Origin of the sequence: Microcoleus sp. F4-D5 (assembly GCF_036704885.1) — a bacterium.
In the GTDB taxonomy this organism is placed as follows: domain Bacteria; phylum Cyanobacteriota; class Cyanobacteriia; order Cyanobacteriales; family Microcoleaceae; genus Microcoleus.
This window is the reverse complement of the sequence record NZ_JAUBSX010000006.1, coordinates 1-15,771: the sequence shown is the minus strand read 5'-3', so window position 1 is coordinate 15,771 and position 15,771 is coordinate 1. Positions and strand designations below refer to the sequence as shown.

Genomic DNA, 15,771 nt, shown 5'->3' with positions numbered 1-15,771 from the left:
GTTTTTTGTGATTTGTTTGCTAGAAGCAACCTGTGGTTGTTCTGTATTTAAGATAGCTAAGATAATTTGACCTGTGTTGCCATTTTGGCAGATTAATTTTGATCGGTACTGAAAACCAAAAAGGTAGGCTACTCAATCAAATTGAGTAGGACGGGCATTGCCGAAACAGACGAATAACTGTATTAGACTCGATCGCAAAGCAGTATAAATCCACAATAGCTAAAATCGGGTTTCTGAGTATAAAGTAATTACTTTGGCTAAGGTTGCCATTTTGGCAGATTTATCGAAAGCGCGGATTTTCGATACTCAAAAACCCGATCGCCTGCGGTGAGTCAACCAAAAAACTGGTACACCCAACGCCCGCAATCGGGTTGTCGGTCAATCGACTAAATTACTTACCCGCCCAATTAAACCAGCGCGTCTTAAATCCAGCAAAAAATCCTTGACTTGGAATTGGCAAATACTCAACCTTCGGCATCGAGAGATATTGCCCTTCCTTGACTTCAAGTCCAAAACCTCTGGTATCTGAGTGCAGCTCGCTAAAAGCCTCAGTTACATAACCCCCTCGAACTCCGGCTCGTTTTTCCCTCACCACTTCCACATAATCTAAATCCGCAATTTTCCCCAATGCAGGCTTAGTTTCCGATTTACTCGACTTGCTGATTTGACTGTTTTCCTTCAGCAAGCGGTTGGAAGTACGGTAAGGGATATAGTCGAGGGGGTTGTAACCGGTGCACCGCAAAAGTAAAAAACAAGCCCAAGAATACTTTCCTGCCAGAATCGCTGCAATTATCTCATCCAATTGTTCGGGTTTGATTCCAACTTGGGAATGACTCGTAGAATGGTGAAATTGGGAATTCATCGTTTTATCCTGTTTTGCGTAAATTAGTAGACTGTTGGCTGTTGACTGTTGACTGTTGATTGTTGGCTGCTGACTGTTGACTGCTGACTAATGACTAATGATTAATGACTAATTTCTACAAACTCATGCCGCCTTTTTGTAGCTGCTTGAGAGGGTCAAGCAAAATGTCGGCTATGCTGCGCTGGCGGATGACAATTTCCGCAGTAGCTGTTTGGCCAGCTTTGAGTTTCCAGGTTTGATTTTTGGCTTTCACTGAGTCTCGATCGATACTCACTTCCACCCGGTAAAAAACACCCAACCGCTCGTCTGTTTTGGCATCCGGCGAAATCGATACAACTTTTCCCGGAATCACGCCGTAATTTTGATAGGGAAAAGCATCGAATTTGACTTGCACCGGCATTCCGGTTTTGACAAATCCCGCTTCTCGGTTCGGCAAACTGACTTCGAGCACCAGAGGAGCATGATTCGGAGTCATTTCTGCAATAGTTTGACCCGGTTGAACTACTTCGCCGATGTTGTGAATGTTGAGTGCGGAAATTACTCCGCTGACTGGTGCGTAGATAAATCTTTGTTTGAGCTTATTTTTTGCTTGATCGAGCAGGGTTTGGGTTTCGGCAATTTTGGATTTGACTTGATTTAATTCCATTTCCAACTGCTGAATTTTTTGCTCTTTTTCTAACTGCATTTGGCGCGCTGCTGCTTGTTTGCTGGAGGCTTCGGCTTGCAGTCGATCGACTTCTGCCAGTTGTTGGGCTAATTCACCTTGGCTTCTAGAAATGGCGCTAGTTCGATCGCGCAAATTTTGCTCGACTTCAAACAACCTTTCCTTAACCCCAGTTGCCTCAGACAGTTGACTCCTGATGGCAGCACTTTGCCTGTCGCGAACGGTTTGCTCGACTTCAAAGGCGCGATCGTCAGCCTGAGTTTTCTCCCCCAACTGGCTTCTAATCACCGCATTTTCACTTTCTCGCAGAGCTTCCTCAGCTTGAAACAGTACATCTTTTGACAGCGCTCCCTCATCTACCAAAGGTTTGAGACGCCCTATCCGCTCTTTGTGAGCCGCTACTTTTGCTTGCAATTGCCCCAGTAATTCTTGAGTCTGATTTTGCAAAGGTTTCACCTGCTCGCGCCGCCCTTGCTGCGAGTTAATATCTGTTTTCAGTTGCCAGAGCAAGTCTTGCACATTCTTTTCCAGAGGTTTGAGCTGTTGCTTGCGCGCTTGCTGAGACACTAAATCTGTTTGCAATTGCTCGATTTGAGACTGCGTGGTGGCCGCTGAAGCGCGAGCGCGGGCGATCGCAGCTTCAGCCCCCCGCTGGTCTGCAGCAGCAATAGCTTGGCTCGCTTCAACTTCCAGTCGAGTTCTCTCGATCGAACTAATCTGCTGCACCAATTGAATTCGATAAGCGTCCAGAATTTTATCAAGACGCTCCACCTCGCTCTGGGCATTCGACGGGTCTAATTCGGCCAATAATTGTCCAGCTTTGATTTTTTGACCTTCTTTGATGGGGAGGTTAATAATTTTTCCCGTGTCCGTCGGGTGAATTTTGTAAACAGCACCTTTGGGAACTAATTTGCCCTGAGCGTGACCGACTTGATCGATTTTTCCCAAAGTTGCCCACGCTCCAAAAGCTACAGAAAAAACCATTCCTCCTAATATCAAGCGCTGGGGAAAAGATACTGGTGGTTGGTCGAGTACCGAGTGCAAAGAAGTAGACCAATTATTAGCATCAGGCTGCTGTAACTTGGCAATATTGCTACTATCATGAGTTTGAGAAGAGCGATTTTGAGATTCTACTACTTCTAAAGAGCGGTCTTTTTTTCTGGCTTCTTTGTTTTGTCTTGAAGCTACTCCCCCATAGACTTCACCTATTGCATCAGGATCGCGGCCTAATTCTTGGACATCTTCTGAAAACATTGTCTTTCCTCCAAATTAGTCTGTTGGCTGTTGGCAGTTTGCAGTTTTTAGGATCTATCAGTCAGGAGTCAGAAATTAGAATTCAGGAGTCAGTGAAAACGATCTTTAGTTTTGTGTTGGTTGCTAATTACTGATGACTGATGACTGATGACTGATGACTGATGACTTAAATATCGAGTTGTTGCTGAGCGAGGTGATAGTAAAGTCCGCGTTCAGCCATCAATTCGTCGTGGTTGCCTTGTTCGGATAAAATGCCTTTGTCTAGAACCAAAATTCGATCGGCATTACGCACCGTAGACAACCGATGAGCGATAATAAACGAAGTGCGATCGCGGCTAATGCGGGCGAGATTTTGCTGGAACCTGCGCTCAGACTCGGTATCCAGCGAAGAAGTTGCTTCGTCCAAAATCAAAATTCGGGGATCGCCCAAAAGAGCGCGGGCGATCGCAATTCGTTGTCGCTGGCCCCCAGACAAACTCGTTCCCCTTTCCCCCACAGGAGTTTGATAACCCAGCGGCATATCTTGAATAAAAGCGTGAGCTTCTGCTAGCTTCGCCACTTCTATCGCCTCTTCCAAGCTTGCAGAAGCCGCATCGTTTCCATTTTTATACAGCGTAATATTTTCCAAAATCGTTCCCGAAAACAAGAAACAATCTTGAGGAACAACACCCAACTGAACTCGCAGCGACTGCAAAGAAATGTGCCGAATATCGTGGCCGTCAATTGTCAGCCGCCCCTTTTCTGGATAATAGAAACCTTGCAGCAGCTTTACCAAAGTGCTCTTACCGGAACCGCTGCGGCCGACAATTGCCACAGTTTCTCCAGCTTGCACCTCAAAGGAAAGATTTTGCAGCGTATTGCGTTCCTCATCCTGAGAATAACGAAAAGAAACATTGTCAAACTTGACGTTTCCCTGAATGCGAGGCAGCACCAGCATTGGCTTGTAAGGGCTTTCTTCAGGTGTGGCCGAGAATACATCATCCAAACGCTCGATCGAAACGAGCACTTCTTGAAACTCATCCCAAAGTCCCACCACTGAAAGCACAGGAGAAATCACGCTCCCAATCATCATATTAAAAGCGACAAATTGACCGATCGTCAACTCGTCTTGAATCACCAGCATTGCCCCGTACCACAGCAAAGCCGTACTGCCCAAAGTATTAATCCCACCCCCGATCACCTGCAAAGAATTAGCCAACTTCTGCGCGCGAAATTTAGCATTAACCATGCAAGTTAATTGGTCTTCCCAGCGCCAGCGCATTTCTCGCTCAGCAGCAGTTGCCTTAACCGTCGCCACCCCAGTAATCATTTCCACCAAGGATGAATTTTGCTTGGCACTTTCGGTAAAAATCTCCCGGGACAATTTTCGCAGAAAGGGAGTTGCCACTAAAGTCAAAATCACGATCGGCGGAATCAACGCCAGCACCAACAACGCCAGACGCCAGTTATAGTAAACCATCAGTCCGATGTAAACTACAGCCATCAAAGCATCCAACCAAGCCGTAATAGCTTGGCGAGTCAAAAATGCCTGAATTTTTTGATTTTCCTGAACCCGCGTCAAGATATCGCCCACCTGACGAGATTCAAAAAACTTGATCGGCAAACTGAGAGTGTGACTGATAAAGCCGCTAATTAAAGTCACGTCAATGCGGTTCGACAAATAATCCAGCAAATACTGTCTCGTTGCACCCAACAGCGTTCGCCAAACACTAAACAGCAGCAGTCCGAGCGCAAAAACGTGCAGAGTTACTACGCTTTTGCTGACAACCACTTGGTCGAGAATTACTTGGGTAAATAGGGGAGTAACTAGACCAAATATTTGGAGCAACAAGGAGAGGAGCAGAATTTGGGCGATCGCAGCGCGGTATGGCCAGACTATGCCAACAAAATCTTTAAGTTTGATGCCTTGATGTTCGGCAGCGTGATTGCGGTATAGTTCCGCTGTCGGGTCTAAAATTAGGGCGTACCCAGTCCAATTTTCGCTAAAACTTTTAATGCTCATCCACCGCTTGCCCGCCGCCGGATCGGCAACTAAAACCTGTTGATTTTTAAAGCGGTAAACGGCCACGTAGTGATTGCCTTGCCAGTGAGCAATCCAGGGATTTTGATTTCGCAGCGGAGTTAAAGAAGCTCGCACGGGACGGGTTTGAAATCCCATCCTTTCCGCTGCTTTTGCCAGATTCTTGAGCGACGCGCCGCTGCGGCCGATTTCTGCCAGTTCGCGCAAGTAATTTAGGCTGAATTTTTTACCCCAATATTCGCTAATCATCGCTAAGCAAGTAGCTCCACAATCTGCTGTGCTCTGTTGTTGAATGAATGGGTATCTGCTGCTCAACCAGCGCCGCTGCTTGGGTTTGGGAAAGCTGATGATTCCGGCTGCGGGTTTTTGCTGAGCAACAGCAATTAATTTTGATGGCTCGGTTTGTGAGGTAGATCTGGCATCTTGCGGCGGCGTTACTAAGCTTAAAATTGGAGGTTTGCGGATGATTTTCGGGGGGGAATTGCTTTCGGAACTAATTGTGGCTTTGGCGATTTCCCACTGTTCGCTGCCAAGCTGGTAAATTAGCAGGTCTGTTACCGCTATCCAGTCGCTCTTTACATCTGAATGTTCCCAGTTACTGCCGAGACTTGGCGGTGCTTGACCTTGAATTTGACCGCTGCGGAGCCAAAAATGATTGTTGGAGTTTTGGCAATGCTCAGCGAGGGAAACTCCGGCAGGAATTCGGCTTTCTTCTATGTAAGCAAGTAAGTGAGGCCACAGAAGCTGCTGTTGGTGGGGAGCGAGCGATCGCAAATCTGTTTGCGTCTTGAAAAACGTTAAGCGATCTCGCTGTTTGAATTCTTGCTGCAAGTGCTGTTGCAGTTGCGGGAATTCCTCTAAAATCAGCTCCAATGTGGTAGCCGCAATTCGACCGATTTGGCAAGTACCGGCTGCAATTGCCCTGTAAGGAAGTACGTTTTCAATCAATAAGTCTTCTGTCCCAAAAATTGCTCCGACTTCCAGTACCACCGCCGAAATTTCCTGCTGTTTAGACGATTCTACCGCTAGCAGCCTGACTCTTCCCTCGCAAACTAAATAAAAATAGCGTGAAGCGAAGCTATCCCGTAGGGAATCGCTCTGTTCTTTGTTAATGAAATTGTTGCTATTATCTGATGTTTGATATTGAGTGATTTCATCTCCGAGTTGAAACTCGCAAATTTCACAGGCTGTATTTAATTTCGCCACTAATGCCGGTACTGCACCGACTTCCTCGAATTTTTTCTGAATATCCGGGAAATTTCCCAAGGCTTCTTGGGTTTTAAAAATGTGATTTTTAACCCCTAAATTGTTGTGCATAACTTACCCTGTAAAAAACTTGTTTCAATTTTTTTGAATGACAACTAACCCGGTTGTGAGAAATTTTTATTGGTTTAGTTGCAACCTAGTTGGCTTAAAAACTGCTTGTCGATATGTCAGACTAATACCCCTTAGTTACGGCATCCCTTCAACGCCTTTAGGATCTATAAAATTGCGTTTTTTCAGGATTATGTGGTGATTACGTAAGTGTGGTTTTGGCTGGCTCCCAGTTTAACTTACAGAATCGTGATTTGGGCTACCTTTAAGGGTAATCTTTACCTAATCTTTATAAATTTACCGTAATCATACGGATATTTATAAAGATTCTGTGAAGCTGGGAAGGTAACTGTTGTGCCCGGTATACGTATATATACACATAAATTGACATTCAGAATTCAAAAACCATCAATTTTCGACGCTCGTTTGTGAAGTCCCGATTCCGAACATTGTAAAGAAATATTGATTGCTGTTAGTTTGTAGCAGCAATTAAAGCAATTAATTGACCATCTAATCTGGGTATGTAACCAATTAAAGTAAAATGGAAAATTCTGCTTTTGATAACGGTCTTCCATTTGGGGGTGACTTCTGTGAGGGTCCAAACCCATGACTATCGATACCCATCACTATCCGTCTAAACCACGATTAAAAGTATCGTTTTCTCTGCTTAACGAATTTTGTGCGATCGCCCTTAGTGTATTTGTTCTCCAAAAGCATGGCATAGTGTAAAATCCAACAACCAATTACTGCAAATGTCCGGGTCGAATCCGCCAACATCTGCTGTGCCGCTGTCCCTGGAATAAGTTCTCAAACATTTTTTTGGCTATGACTCTTTGATCCCGGAGCAGCAGGAAATTGTCGAAGCTGCTTCACAAAAACGGGATATGATGATTGTCAGGCCGACGGGCAGTGGCAAGTCTTTGTATTTTCAATTACCGACACTGTTGAAACGCGGATTGAGGGTGGTGATTTCGCCGTTAATTGCTGTGATGCAAGGTCAGACACTTGTGGCGAGTAATTAACTATGCAGAATCCAACGATTGCCGCTGCACAATCCAGTTAAATTATTTGGGGGATTTATTTACAGGAAATTGCGGCAATTGCGACAACTTTTGCCATCAAATACCAGTAGAAGACTTGACAATTGAGGCTATAAAATTTCTTTCTGGCGTGGCGCGGTGCAAATAAAAATTCGGCATGAATTGCATTATATAGCAATCCTTGCAGGAGCCGTAAATTTTTTACCCCACCCCAACTCTCCCCGAACCCGCGGGTAGGGATTAAGAAATTTACAAATGATGCGAGGATTGCTATAGACGTGCTGCGCGGTTCTAAAAATCAAAAATTTTTGCAAGACCAGCACCACCAACTTTCTACTTATGGAATTCGTCAAGACTGAAGTATAGACGATTTATGGGAGGAAGGCTACTCTTCGGCACATCTGAGCCGTATCATCTGTTGTTTAGTTCACCCTACTTCATGCCGTTTCACCTGAGTTCGGATCAGTCGAGGCAACTGCTAGTAATTGAGCAGCCTGCACGTTACTCATTGCGACTTCCCAAATGCCTTTTGCACAATAGCTGTAAAAGTTAGGAACAGGCAGAAACAATGAAAGCTACTGGTAAGGTGCATACAATTGATTTGGCTGGAAATCAGTATCAAAGCCCTCGCTACTTGCAAAGTCGGGCCAGGATTAACTCCCTGATCGACCATTATATGTCATTGGAAGTTTTGAGCGATCGACTTTCCGACCTCCCCCAGCAATTTTCCGCCCCGCATCCCCGCCCTTGGGAACCCATAGATTGGCAAGGAATCAATCGCGACCAAATTATTGGTGTCAAGCCAGAAATCTTTTTACAAATTTTGGCAAGTGCGGCAGAAATTGAAGCTCCCATCCGCAGCTACGGTAGAGAAAGTTGGTGTTACTTACAGCATATTTACCCGCAAATGGCGCGGTTTATGGGAGGAATTTTTGATGACAACGGCAACATTTTAGAGATAGGTGTTTGGGAAAAAGAAGAACGCCAACATTGCCCGACATTTAGGAAAATTTACCAGCAACTTACAGGGGAAAAACTGCAAGTTAAACCCAACTCTGTGAATGGTTGTCAATCCACAGGTGACGCTTGGCAAGATACCTACAAACACGTGATTAGTCGCCTGAGTACCGAGTGGGGAGCTACTTCTGTTTATTTATGGTTGATGGTACACTCAACAGGAGCGCTGCAACAGGCAATTTCCCAGCCTTTACAGGATGAGATCAATCATTTGGCTAAGTTTTGGGGTTTCAGCCGCTGGGCATTCTCCCAGAGTTATTTTAATCAACTGAAAGGCTCTACCAAAAACCTGATTGCTTTGCTGAAACACCATCAGATTGAACGCACGCACGGCAACGATGTGTTTAACACTTCACTCAGTCTCAAACAGCTTTCTTTGGTGTTGGAATTGACTTTTACATTCACGCGAGTGATGGTGCGTCTGCGGCGCTGGAACCGCGAGCTCAGTCGCAGTTATCTCAGACATTTGTTTGGTACTGCGCCGATGGTTGATGCACGGCGCCAGGTCGCTTAAATCTGAGATATTGCACGAGTTTCATGAACAGGCAAGATGCCTGTTCCACTCATAGTTCAATTTTATTGTGGGGTAAGGTGTGCCCTAAGCACCCAGCTATGTTAAAGTGCTGACATATCTACTCGTTTTAATCTTGAAGAATACAGCGAATGAATCAAAGTTTAATGAATCTGTAACGATCGCACTTCAGAGACAATCGAAATTAAAAGGTACTATAAATCATGCAAATTACGATCGACCTTCCCGACAATCTCCACCTGACTGAAGCCGATGTGAGGATAGAATTGGCGATCGTACTTTATCAGCAGCACAGCCTCCGTCTCGATAAAGCCGCTCAACTCGCTGTAATGTCTGTGGACGACTTCTACCAACTATTAATCAGCCGCCATATTGTCACGCCGCCCGCAGATCCCGATGACGAGCCTGCCGAACTCGTCTTAGCCAGCCTCCGCACCTCCCTCCAGCAAATTAAAGAAGGCAAAGTACACCCTATTTCCGAACTGTGGGAAAGTTTTAGCATTTAATTCTAGAGTTACCACTTACAGATAGACTCTGGCTTGAGAGGACAAGTTTTGGGATAAATTGGATTTTCGTTGAGATATAAAGCACGCAATTCTGTCAAGGATTGCAAAGGTTTAATGTCACTGATTTGATTATTGCTGAGGTGTAGTTCAGTCAATTTAGTCAAAGATTCTAAGGGTTTGATCTCGCTGATTTTATTGTTGTCGAGATCGAGATAATCCAGTTTAGTCAAGGATTGTAAGGGTTTGATCTCGCTGATTTTATTGGTGTTGAGACCGAGAACAGTCAGGTTAGTCAAGGATTCTAGCGGTTTGATGTCGCTGATTTCATTGTCGCTGAGGAACAGCCTAGTCAGTTTAGTCAAGGATTCTAGCGGTTTGATATCTTTGATTTGATTGTTTTTGAGAGGGATCACAGTCAGGTTATCCAAGGATTCTAGCGGTTTGATATCTTTGATTTGATTGTCGCTGAGGAACAGCCAAGTTAGATTAGTCAAAGATTCTAGCGGTTTGATGTCGCTGATTTTATTGTCGCTGAGGAGGATCTCAGTCAGGTTAGTCAAGGATTCTAGCGGTTTGATGTCTATAATTTGATTCTCGTTCAAGCTCAGCCCTTTCAGGTTAGTCAAGGATGCTAGCGGTTTAATGTCTATAATTTGATTGTTGTCGAGGGATAGTACACTCAGGTTAGTCAAGGATGCTAGGGGTTTGATGTCGCTGATTTGATTGTTTTCGAGGCTGAGGTTTGCGAGACTAGAAAGTTTTTGATGAGCTACATCGCACTCAGTAGTCCCCGCTTGCTTCAGCAGCACTTCAACAGTATGTTTAGCTTCAGGACTCAAATCAGCTTTTTGGCGACACCAATCGGCAAATGTTCGTCTACTATTTCCCGTTTGTGTCTGTGCAACTTCGGCGGAAAGTAGATTTCCAGATAACGCTACGATCACACTCAAAGCAACTACTATCAACTTTCGTAAATTCATATATTTCTGTTTAACTTTGTTTGCTAAATGGATAATTGCGTATCAAATACCAAAGAAACCGGGTTTTTTATCGATATTAAAGGCTGCGAGCGAAGATTTTTGCAAAAAATCCGGTTTCTGCCTCAGCCCGATCGATGAAAAAATAACAACAACTCACAAAAAATAGCCTCTCTCAGGTACAGACAGATACGCAAACTGTCTGAGTTCGATGGCGCCCCTTGAGATATAAATTAATAATAGATTCACAAACAACACTTTAATCTCACACAAATCGCAAAAATCCTTATGAACAACACATCCTATCAAATGACCGATCGCGATCGCGCTAACCTCAGTCGCCTGATCGATTACAGTTCCATTCGATCGATACCCGAAATTTGGGCGATCGTCAAACAAAAATTCGGTCAAACCGTCGCCCTCCACGATCCCCACAGCCAGCCAGAAATCAAACTCACCTACACCGACCTCTACCAACAAATCCAGCAATTCGCCGCCGGCCTCCAAGCCCTCGGCATCGAACCAAATCCCGAAGAAGCAGTCCCTCCCCGCGTCGCTTTCTTCGCAGACAACAGCCCCCGCTGGCTGATAGCCGACCAAGGTATCATGATGGCCGGGGCCGCCAACGCCGTTCGAGGTGCCACCGCCGACCCCGAAGAACTTTTGTACATCATCCAAGACAGCGGCAGCACCGCCTTGGTAGTCGAAAACCGGGCATTACTGAAAAAACTGCAACACCGCCTCCCGGATTTGCCCATTCAACTCATCGTCCTCCTCTCCGACGAAGAACCCGAAGCCAGCCCAACCCTCAACACAGTCAAATTTTCCCAAGTCATGACCACAGGGGCAAACCGTCCCCTCAAACCCTCCAACCACAAGCCTCAAACCCTCGCCACCCTCCTCTACACCAGCGGCACCACAGGTAAACCCAAAGGCGTCATGCTGACTCACGGCAATCTGCTGCACCAAGTCACCACCTTCGGCACAATTCTCCAGCCCGAACCGGGCGACTCTGCCCTCAGCATTCTGCCCAGTTGGCACGCCTACGAACGCACCGTCGAATACTTCCTGCTTTCCCAAGGATGCACCCAAATTTACACCAGTATTCGCTATTTCAAACAAGACTTTAAAACTTGCAAACCCCAGTACATGGTCAGTGTTCCGCGCATCTGGGAATCGATTTATGAGGCAGTACAAAAGCAGTTTCGGGAACAGCCGCCTAACAAACAAAAATTGGTGAATTTCCTGTTATCTACCAGCCAGCAATACATCGAGGCACGCCGTATTTTCCAAGGATTAACTCTCAGTTTGAAACCGGCTTCTGCTTCCGAAAAACTCATCGCCCGCATCAAAAGCATCCTGTTGTGGCCCGTCCACGCCCTCGCCGAAAAATTGGTTTACAAAAAAGTCAGGGAAGCTACGGGAGGACGTTTTAAGTGGGCGATTAGCGGCGGCGGTTCTTTGGCAACGCATTTAGACAATTTCTTTGAAATAGCCAATATCGGCTTGTTGGTGGGATACGGTTTAACCGAAACTTCGCCGGTTTTAACTGTGCGCCGTCCTTGGCACAATCTTAAAGGTTCCGCAGGTCAGCCGATCGCGCAAACGGAAATTAAAATAGTAGACCCAGAAACCAGACAGCAACTGCCCGCAGGCCAGCGCGGCTTAGTATTGGCGCGGGGGCCGCAAATCATGCAGGGCTACTATCTCAATCCCCAAGCGACTGCCAAGGCGATCGACCCCGAAGGCTGGTTCGATACCGGCGACTTGGGCTGGCTGACACCGGGAAACGACTTAATCTTGACCGGGCGGGCCAAAGATACGATCGTCCTCAGCAACGGCGAAAACATCGAACCCCAGCCCATAGAAGACGCCTGCGTCCGCAGCCCCTACATCGACCAAATTATGCTAGTAGGTCAAGACCAGAAATCCGTCGGCGCCTTAATTGTCCCCAATGCAGAAGCCGTGCAGAAATGGGCAGAAACTCAGAATCCCCCTTTACACGAAATTGACTGGAATAGCAAGACTATTCAAGATTTATTCCGTAAAGAATTGAACCGAGAGGTGCAAAATCGCCCTGGATACCGCGCGGACGATCGCATCGGCCCGTTCCGGTTGATTCAGGAGCCATTTTCGATCGAAAATGGAATGTTGACCCAGACCCTGAAAATTAAGCGCCCGGTTGTGACGCAACACTACCGCGATATGATTGACGGGATGTTTTGAAATCTTCGCAGGACTTGGGGAATGGAAAAGAAAAATTTATCCCAACACCCGAGTCCCGAGTCCGAGTCCTCAGTCCTGGGCCATTAGTTCATGTTTACCAACTAATGACTAATGACTAATGCCTAATTCCTAATTGACAAGCAACAACTTTATGGAACCACAATTACTCTTGAAACGATCGATTAACGTTAAAGTCGTCGTTACTCCCCGCTGGAAAGAAGAAGCTCAACAGCAACTCCAAGCCCAAATCAACCAAATAGACTCTCAGCTACAACAGTTAGAAATGCAAGGGCAGCGGATGATTTCAGAAATCCAAAAGCAAAATCTGCAGCCCCCAGGCCCGCAAGTAATGCAGCAAATAGAAAACATTCAAGTGCAGGTGAATCAAAGAAAAAGCGAACTGCTAGAACAGAAAAACCAAAACCTGCAACAGCTTCAGCAAGTGCAGGTGCTAGACCTGGAACAAGAAGTGAGTCAAGGTCAAATTGACGGCACGTTCACTGTCGGGCTCGGAGAAAACTTGATTCAAAAAATGCAAGTAGAAATTCTCCTCCGCGACGGCATAGTCGAAGAAATTCGAGGTGATATTTAGAAATTGGTAAGTGGTAATTGGCGATCGGTAATTGGCAATTGATTTTAAGTCAACAGTCACACATCAAGAATGCGAGAGACTGGCATAATAATAAGTATTGCCGGTGGCCGATCGCCAACGATCAATTGCCAAATACCGATTACCTATTACCAACACAAAAGGACTTTTTACAGATGATTCGCGAAGTTTTCATGCCAGCCCTGAGTTCGACAATGACAGAGGGCAAAATTGTTTCCTGGGTCAAATCCGCCGGAGACAAAGTAGAAAAAGGCGAAACGGTGGTGGTGGTTGAATCCGACAAAGCCGACATGGACGTGGAGTCTTTCTACGAAGGCTATTTAGCAATAATTATCGTACCTGCGGGCGAAGTTGCTCCGGTGGGGGCGGCAATCGCCCTAGTAGCAGAAACAGAAGCCGAAATCGCCGTCGCTCAGCAGCAAGGAGCCGCCGCCCCAACCGCAGCCGCCGCCCCCGCTCCCAGCCCCGCTCCTGTCAGCGCAGCTACATCGTCAGCAGGTTTGCAGCAAAATGTCAGCCGCCAAAACGGCCGCAGCGTCGTTTCTCCCCGCGCTCGCAAGTTAGCCAAAGAGTTTAAAGTAGATTTGAATTCTATCAAAGGCAGCGGGCCCAACGGTCGCATTGTCGCAGAGGATGTGGAAGCAGCAGCCGGCAAAGCCCAACCCGCTCCGGTTCAGCAATCGGTAACATTCCCCGCAGCACCCGCACCCGCCCCCGCCGCACCCGCCCCCGCCGCAGCAAAACCCGCACCCGCACCAGTCCCGGCGATCGCACTTTCGGGCCAAACAGTACCGATGAATGCGCTGCAAAATGCGGTGGTGCGGAATATGGAAGCAAGTTTGAGCGTGCCGTCTTTCCGCGTGGGTTACACAATTACTACTGATAATCTGGACAAACTCTACAAACAAATTAAGTCCAAGGGCGTCACGATGACGGCTATGCTGGCGAAGGCTGTAGCAGTAACTTTACAAAAACATCCTCTGCTGAATGCTTGTTATGTGGAGTCGGGAATTCAATACCGCGCTGATATTAATGTGGCGGTAGCGGTGGCGATGGACGGCGGCGGTTTGATTACGCCGGTGCTGCAAAATGCCGATCGCCTCGATATTTATTCGCTCTCGCGCACTTGGAAGGATTTAGTCGATCGCGCCCGCACCAAGCAGTTGAAGCCTGATGAATACAGCACGGGAACTTTTACTCTTTCCAATTTGGGAATGTTTGGAGTAGACAAGTTTGACGCCATTTTGCCGCCGAATCAAGGCTCGATTTTGGCGATCGGTTCTTCGCGGCCGCAAGTAGTGGCTAATGAAGATGGTTTGATGGGAGTGAAGCGGCAAATGCAGGTGAATATTACTTGCGATCACCGGATTATTTACGGTGCTGATGCTGCGGCATTCTTGCAAGATTTAGCAAAATTGCTTGAGACAAATCCTCAGTCTTTGACGCTTTAGCGATCGTCCTAAATTTCCCTTTTACCCAAGGAAGGTAAAAGGGAGATTTTGACTGTGTTTTCATCAAATATCTCATTATCGAATATAGACACAGTTTGGTAAAGCAGATAAAATAGAGCAATGATAGACTGATGTTATGGCAGGATTGTCTGGGGCCGGTGGCAATTGGCAAGTTATTGATGAAATAGCCGCTTGGGATGTCGTCCAACAACAAGATAATTTATCATGTGGCCCTGCTTGCGGTGAAATGCTTCTTGGCGATCGGGGAATTAATGGTGCGAACCAATCTTTAATTGCGGCTGAAACTGGAGTACCTGTAAGTGCTGAAGATTTAGCAATCGCACTCAATATTCTGGATGCAACCAGTTCTAGATTTTGGTTAGGCGGTACTATTTCTCTTCCTGGGGCAACAAATTCTGAAATAGTTGAGGTATTAATTAGCACAGGTTCTTGGGCTGCTATTTTGTGGGAAACTTTAGCTGACTTAGGGCATATAGTCATTGTTGATGGACTCGACGATACAGGAAAAATTATAATTCGTGACCCTTGGAATGCTACAAAATATAAAATGGAATTAGAAGAGTTTTTAAATTACTGGAACCTTCAAGCAGTTTACTCATTAATACGATGAAAGTGCAAGTTTTGTCTGTTCAACCTGCGAGGCAACCTAATACTCACCAGGTTTTGGTGTCAGTTGGTACGGATACACACAAATTTATTTTTACAACAGAAATCAATCAAGTAGGAGAACATTTACTTCAGACTACTCGCGGCGATCGCACTTTTTCAGAAGTTTTCCGATTTAATCAGCGGGTAGCGATGAATGTAACAGCTCAGGTTGTTAAATACTACAATCGAGAAACTGTCGAACTTCCGGCAGATGTTGGCGTTTTTGTCACTCCAGAAACAGCTTTATCCAAGCAAAAGCCATTTGAAAGTAGCAGTTTAGCAAACACTGACTCGCACCAATCAAAAGCAGTCGATCGAGAAACCCGTCAAAGGGCGATAGCGATTGTTGAGAAGTTACCGGAAGCTATGCTTGATGAAGCCGTTAAGTTTCTCGAATCTTTGTATGTTAAGGGCGATGCCGTCGAGTAGCGATCGTACTTTTTGTTGTGAGAAATTCAGCCGCGTTTCGCACAATGTAAATATACAGTCAACCACCAACTAAGCTGTTGCGGCCTTTAAATTGTCTGTCAAAAAACAATCAAACTCTTGTGGCCCACATTCCGCACCCCAAACTGGCACATAGTCGGATTGAGGGGGTAAAAGTGAATCACCCGAGACAAGGGTGAGTA

General features: G+C 46.1%; 14 protein-coding genes. 10 read left to right on the top strand and 4 right to left on the bottom strand.

The window, feature by feature from the left end; all coding sequences use genetic code 11:
* Positions 1-391: 391 nt before the first annotated feature.
* From QUA80_RS04460 to QUA80_RS04450, 3 genes are all read right to left on the bottom strand, one after another.
* Positions 392-862, bottom strand: a complete 471-nt coding sequence (locus tag QUA80_RS04460) for a HetP family heterocyst commitment protein (RefSeq protein WP_333421798.1) — start codon at positions 860-862, stop codon at positions 392-394.
* Positions 863-977: 115 nt separating this feature from the next.
* A complete protein-coding gene (locus QUA80_RS04455) occupies positions 978-2,780 on the bottom strand; it encodes an HlyD family efflux transporter periplasmic adaptor subunit (RefSeq protein WP_333421796.1) in 1,803 nt (600 codons plus the stop codon).
* 166 nt (positions 2,781-2,946) lie between these two features.
* Positions 2,947-6,117 carry a peptidase domain-containing ABC transporter gene (locus QUA80_RS04450; RefSeq protein ID WP_333421794.1) on the bottom strand — a complete coding sequence of 1,057 codons (3,171 nt, stop codon included), beginning with the start codon at positions 6,115-6,117 and terminating at the stop codon, positions 2,947-2,949.
* Between the two features lie 830 nt (positions 6,118-6,947).
* Between QUA80_RS04450 and QUA80_RS04445 the strand changes: the two genes are divergently transcribed.
* From QUA80_RS04445 to QUA80_RS04435, 5 genes are all read left to right on the top strand, one after another.
* Positions 6,948-7,136 carry a DEAD/DEAH box helicase gene (locus QUA80_RS04445; RefSeq protein ID WP_445302200.1) on the top strand — a complete coding sequence of 63 codons (189 nt, stop codon included), beginning with the start codon at positions 6,948-6,950 and terminating at the stop codon, positions 7,134-7,136.
* A complete protein-coding gene (locus QUA80_RS33685; protein ID WP_445302199.1) occupies positions 7,120-7,302 on the top strand; it encodes a RecQ family zinc-binding domain-containing protein in 183 nt (60 codons plus the stop codon). Before QUA80_RS04445 ends, QUA80_RS33685 begins: the two co-directional genes overlap by 17 nt.
* 13 nt (positions 7,303-7,315) lie before the next feature.
* The gene (locus QUA80_RS33680) at positions 7,316-7,513 is read left to right on the top strand and encodes an RQC domain-containing protein (protein ID WP_445302204.1); all 198 of its coding nucleotides are present in this window, start codon (positions 7,316-7,318) and stop codon (positions 7,511-7,513) included.
* 209 nt (positions 7,514-7,722) lie between these two features.
* Complete coding sequence (locus tag QUA80_RS04440) at positions 7,723-8,685, top strand: hypothetical protein (RefSeq protein ID WP_333421792.1); 963 nt, start codon at positions 7,723-7,725, stop codon at positions 8,683-8,685.
* Between the two features lie 221 nt (positions 8,686-8,906).
* A complete protein-coding gene (locus QUA80_RS04435; RefSeq protein WP_333421790.1) occupies positions 8,907-9,209 on the top strand; it encodes a UPF0175 family protein in 303 nt (100 codons plus the stop codon).
* 8 nt (positions 9,210-9,217) lie between these two features.
* Here QUA80_RS04435 and QUA80_RS04430 read toward each other — a convergent pair whose 3' ends face one another.
* Complete coding sequence (locus tag QUA80_RS04430) at positions 9,218-10,189, bottom strand: leucine-rich repeat domain-containing protein (RefSeq protein ID WP_333421788.1); 972 nt, start codon at positions 10,187-10,189, stop codon at positions 9,218-9,220.
* Positions 10,190-10,474: 285 nt separating this feature from the next.
* Here QUA80_RS04430 and QUA80_RS04425 point away from each other — a divergent pair, with 285 nt between their 5' ends.
* The 5 genes from QUA80_RS04425 to QUA80_RS04405 all read left to right on the top strand — a co-directional run bounded on the left by QUA80_RS04425 (position 10,475) and on the right by QUA80_RS04405 (position 15,571).
* Positions 10,475-12,412 carry a long-chain fatty acid--CoA ligase gene (locus QUA80_RS04425; RefSeq protein ID WP_333421786.1) on the top strand — a complete coding sequence of 646 codons (1,938 nt, stop codon included), beginning with the start codon at positions 10,475-10,477 and terminating at the stop codon, positions 12,410-12,412.
* Between the two features lie 151 nt (positions 12,413-12,563).
* Positions 12,564-13,004 carry a YlqD family protein gene (locus QUA80_RS04420; protein WP_015179467.1) on the top strand — a complete coding sequence of 147 codons (441 nt, stop codon included), beginning with the start codon at positions 12,564-12,566 and terminating at the stop codon, positions 13,002-13,004.
* Between the two features lie 173 nt (positions 13,005-13,177).
* A complete protein-coding gene (locus QUA80_RS04415) occupies positions 13,178-14,473 on the top strand; it encodes a dihydrolipoamide acetyltransferase family protein (RefSeq protein WP_333421784.1) in 1,296 nt (431 codons plus the stop codon).
* A gap of 136 nt (positions 14,474-14,609) precedes the next feature.
* Positions 14,610-15,104: a papain-like cysteine protease family protein gene (locus QUA80_RS04410; protein WP_333421782.1), complete on the top strand. Its 495-nt coding sequence runs from the start codon at positions 14,610-14,612 to the stop codon at positions 15,102-15,104.
* Complete coding sequence (locus tag QUA80_RS04405; RefSeq protein WP_333421780.1) at positions 15,101-15,571, top strand: hypothetical protein; 471 nt, start codon at positions 15,101-15,103, stop codon at positions 15,569-15,571. Before QUA80_RS04410 ends, QUA80_RS04405 begins: the two co-directional genes overlap by 4 nt.
* Positions 15,572-15,771 lie beyond the last annotated feature (200 nt).

What these genes read in the sequence shown, in the direction of transcription:
- QUA80_RS04425 (WP_333421786.1), top strand. Translation starts at nt 10,475, where the DNA reads ATGAACAACACATCCTATCAAATGACCGATCGCGATCGCGCTAACCTC.
- QUA80_RS04455 (WP_333421796.1), bottom strand. Translation starts at nt 2,780, where the DNA reads ATGTTTTCAGAAGATGTCCAAGAATTAGGCCGCGATCCTGATGCAATA.
- QUA80_RS04440 (WP_333421792.1), top strand. Translation starts at nt 7,723, where the DNA reads ATGAAAGCTACTGGTAAGGTGCATACAATTGATTTGGCTGGAAATCAG.
- QUA80_RS04410 (WP_333421782.1), top strand. Translation starts at nt 14,610, where the DNA reads ATGGCAGGATTGTCTGGGGCCGGTGGCAATTGGCAAGTTATTGATGAA.
- QUA80_RS04435 (WP_333421790.1), top strand. Translation starts at nt 8,907, where the DNA reads ATGCAAATTACGATCGACCTTCCCGACAATCTCCACCTGACTGAAGCC.
- QUA80_RS04450 (WP_333421794.1), bottom strand. Translation starts at nt 6,117, where the DNA reads ATGCACAACAATTTAGGGGTTAAAAATCACATTTTTAAAACCCAAGAA.
- QUA80_RS04430 (WP_333421788.1), bottom strand. Translation starts at nt 10,189, where the DNA reads ATGAATTTACGAAAGTTGATAGTAGTTGCTTTGAGTGTGATCGTAGCG.
- QUA80_RS04460 (WP_333421798.1), bottom strand. Translation starts at nt 862, where the DNA reads ATGAATTCCCAATTTCACCATTCTACGAGTCATTCCCAAGTTGGAATC.
- QUA80_RS04405 (WP_333421780.1), top strand. Translation starts at nt 15,101, where the DNA reads ATGAAAGTGCAAGTTTTGTCTGTTCAACCTGCGAGGCAACCTAATACT.
- QUA80_RS04420 (WP_015179467.1), top strand. Translation starts at nt 12,564, where the DNA reads ATGGAACCACAATTACTCTTGAAACGATCGATTAACGTTAAAGTCGTC.
- QUA80_RS04415 (WP_333421784.1), top strand. Translation starts at nt 13,178, where the DNA reads ATGATTCGCGAAGTTTTCATGCCAGCCCTGAGTTCGACAATGACAGAG.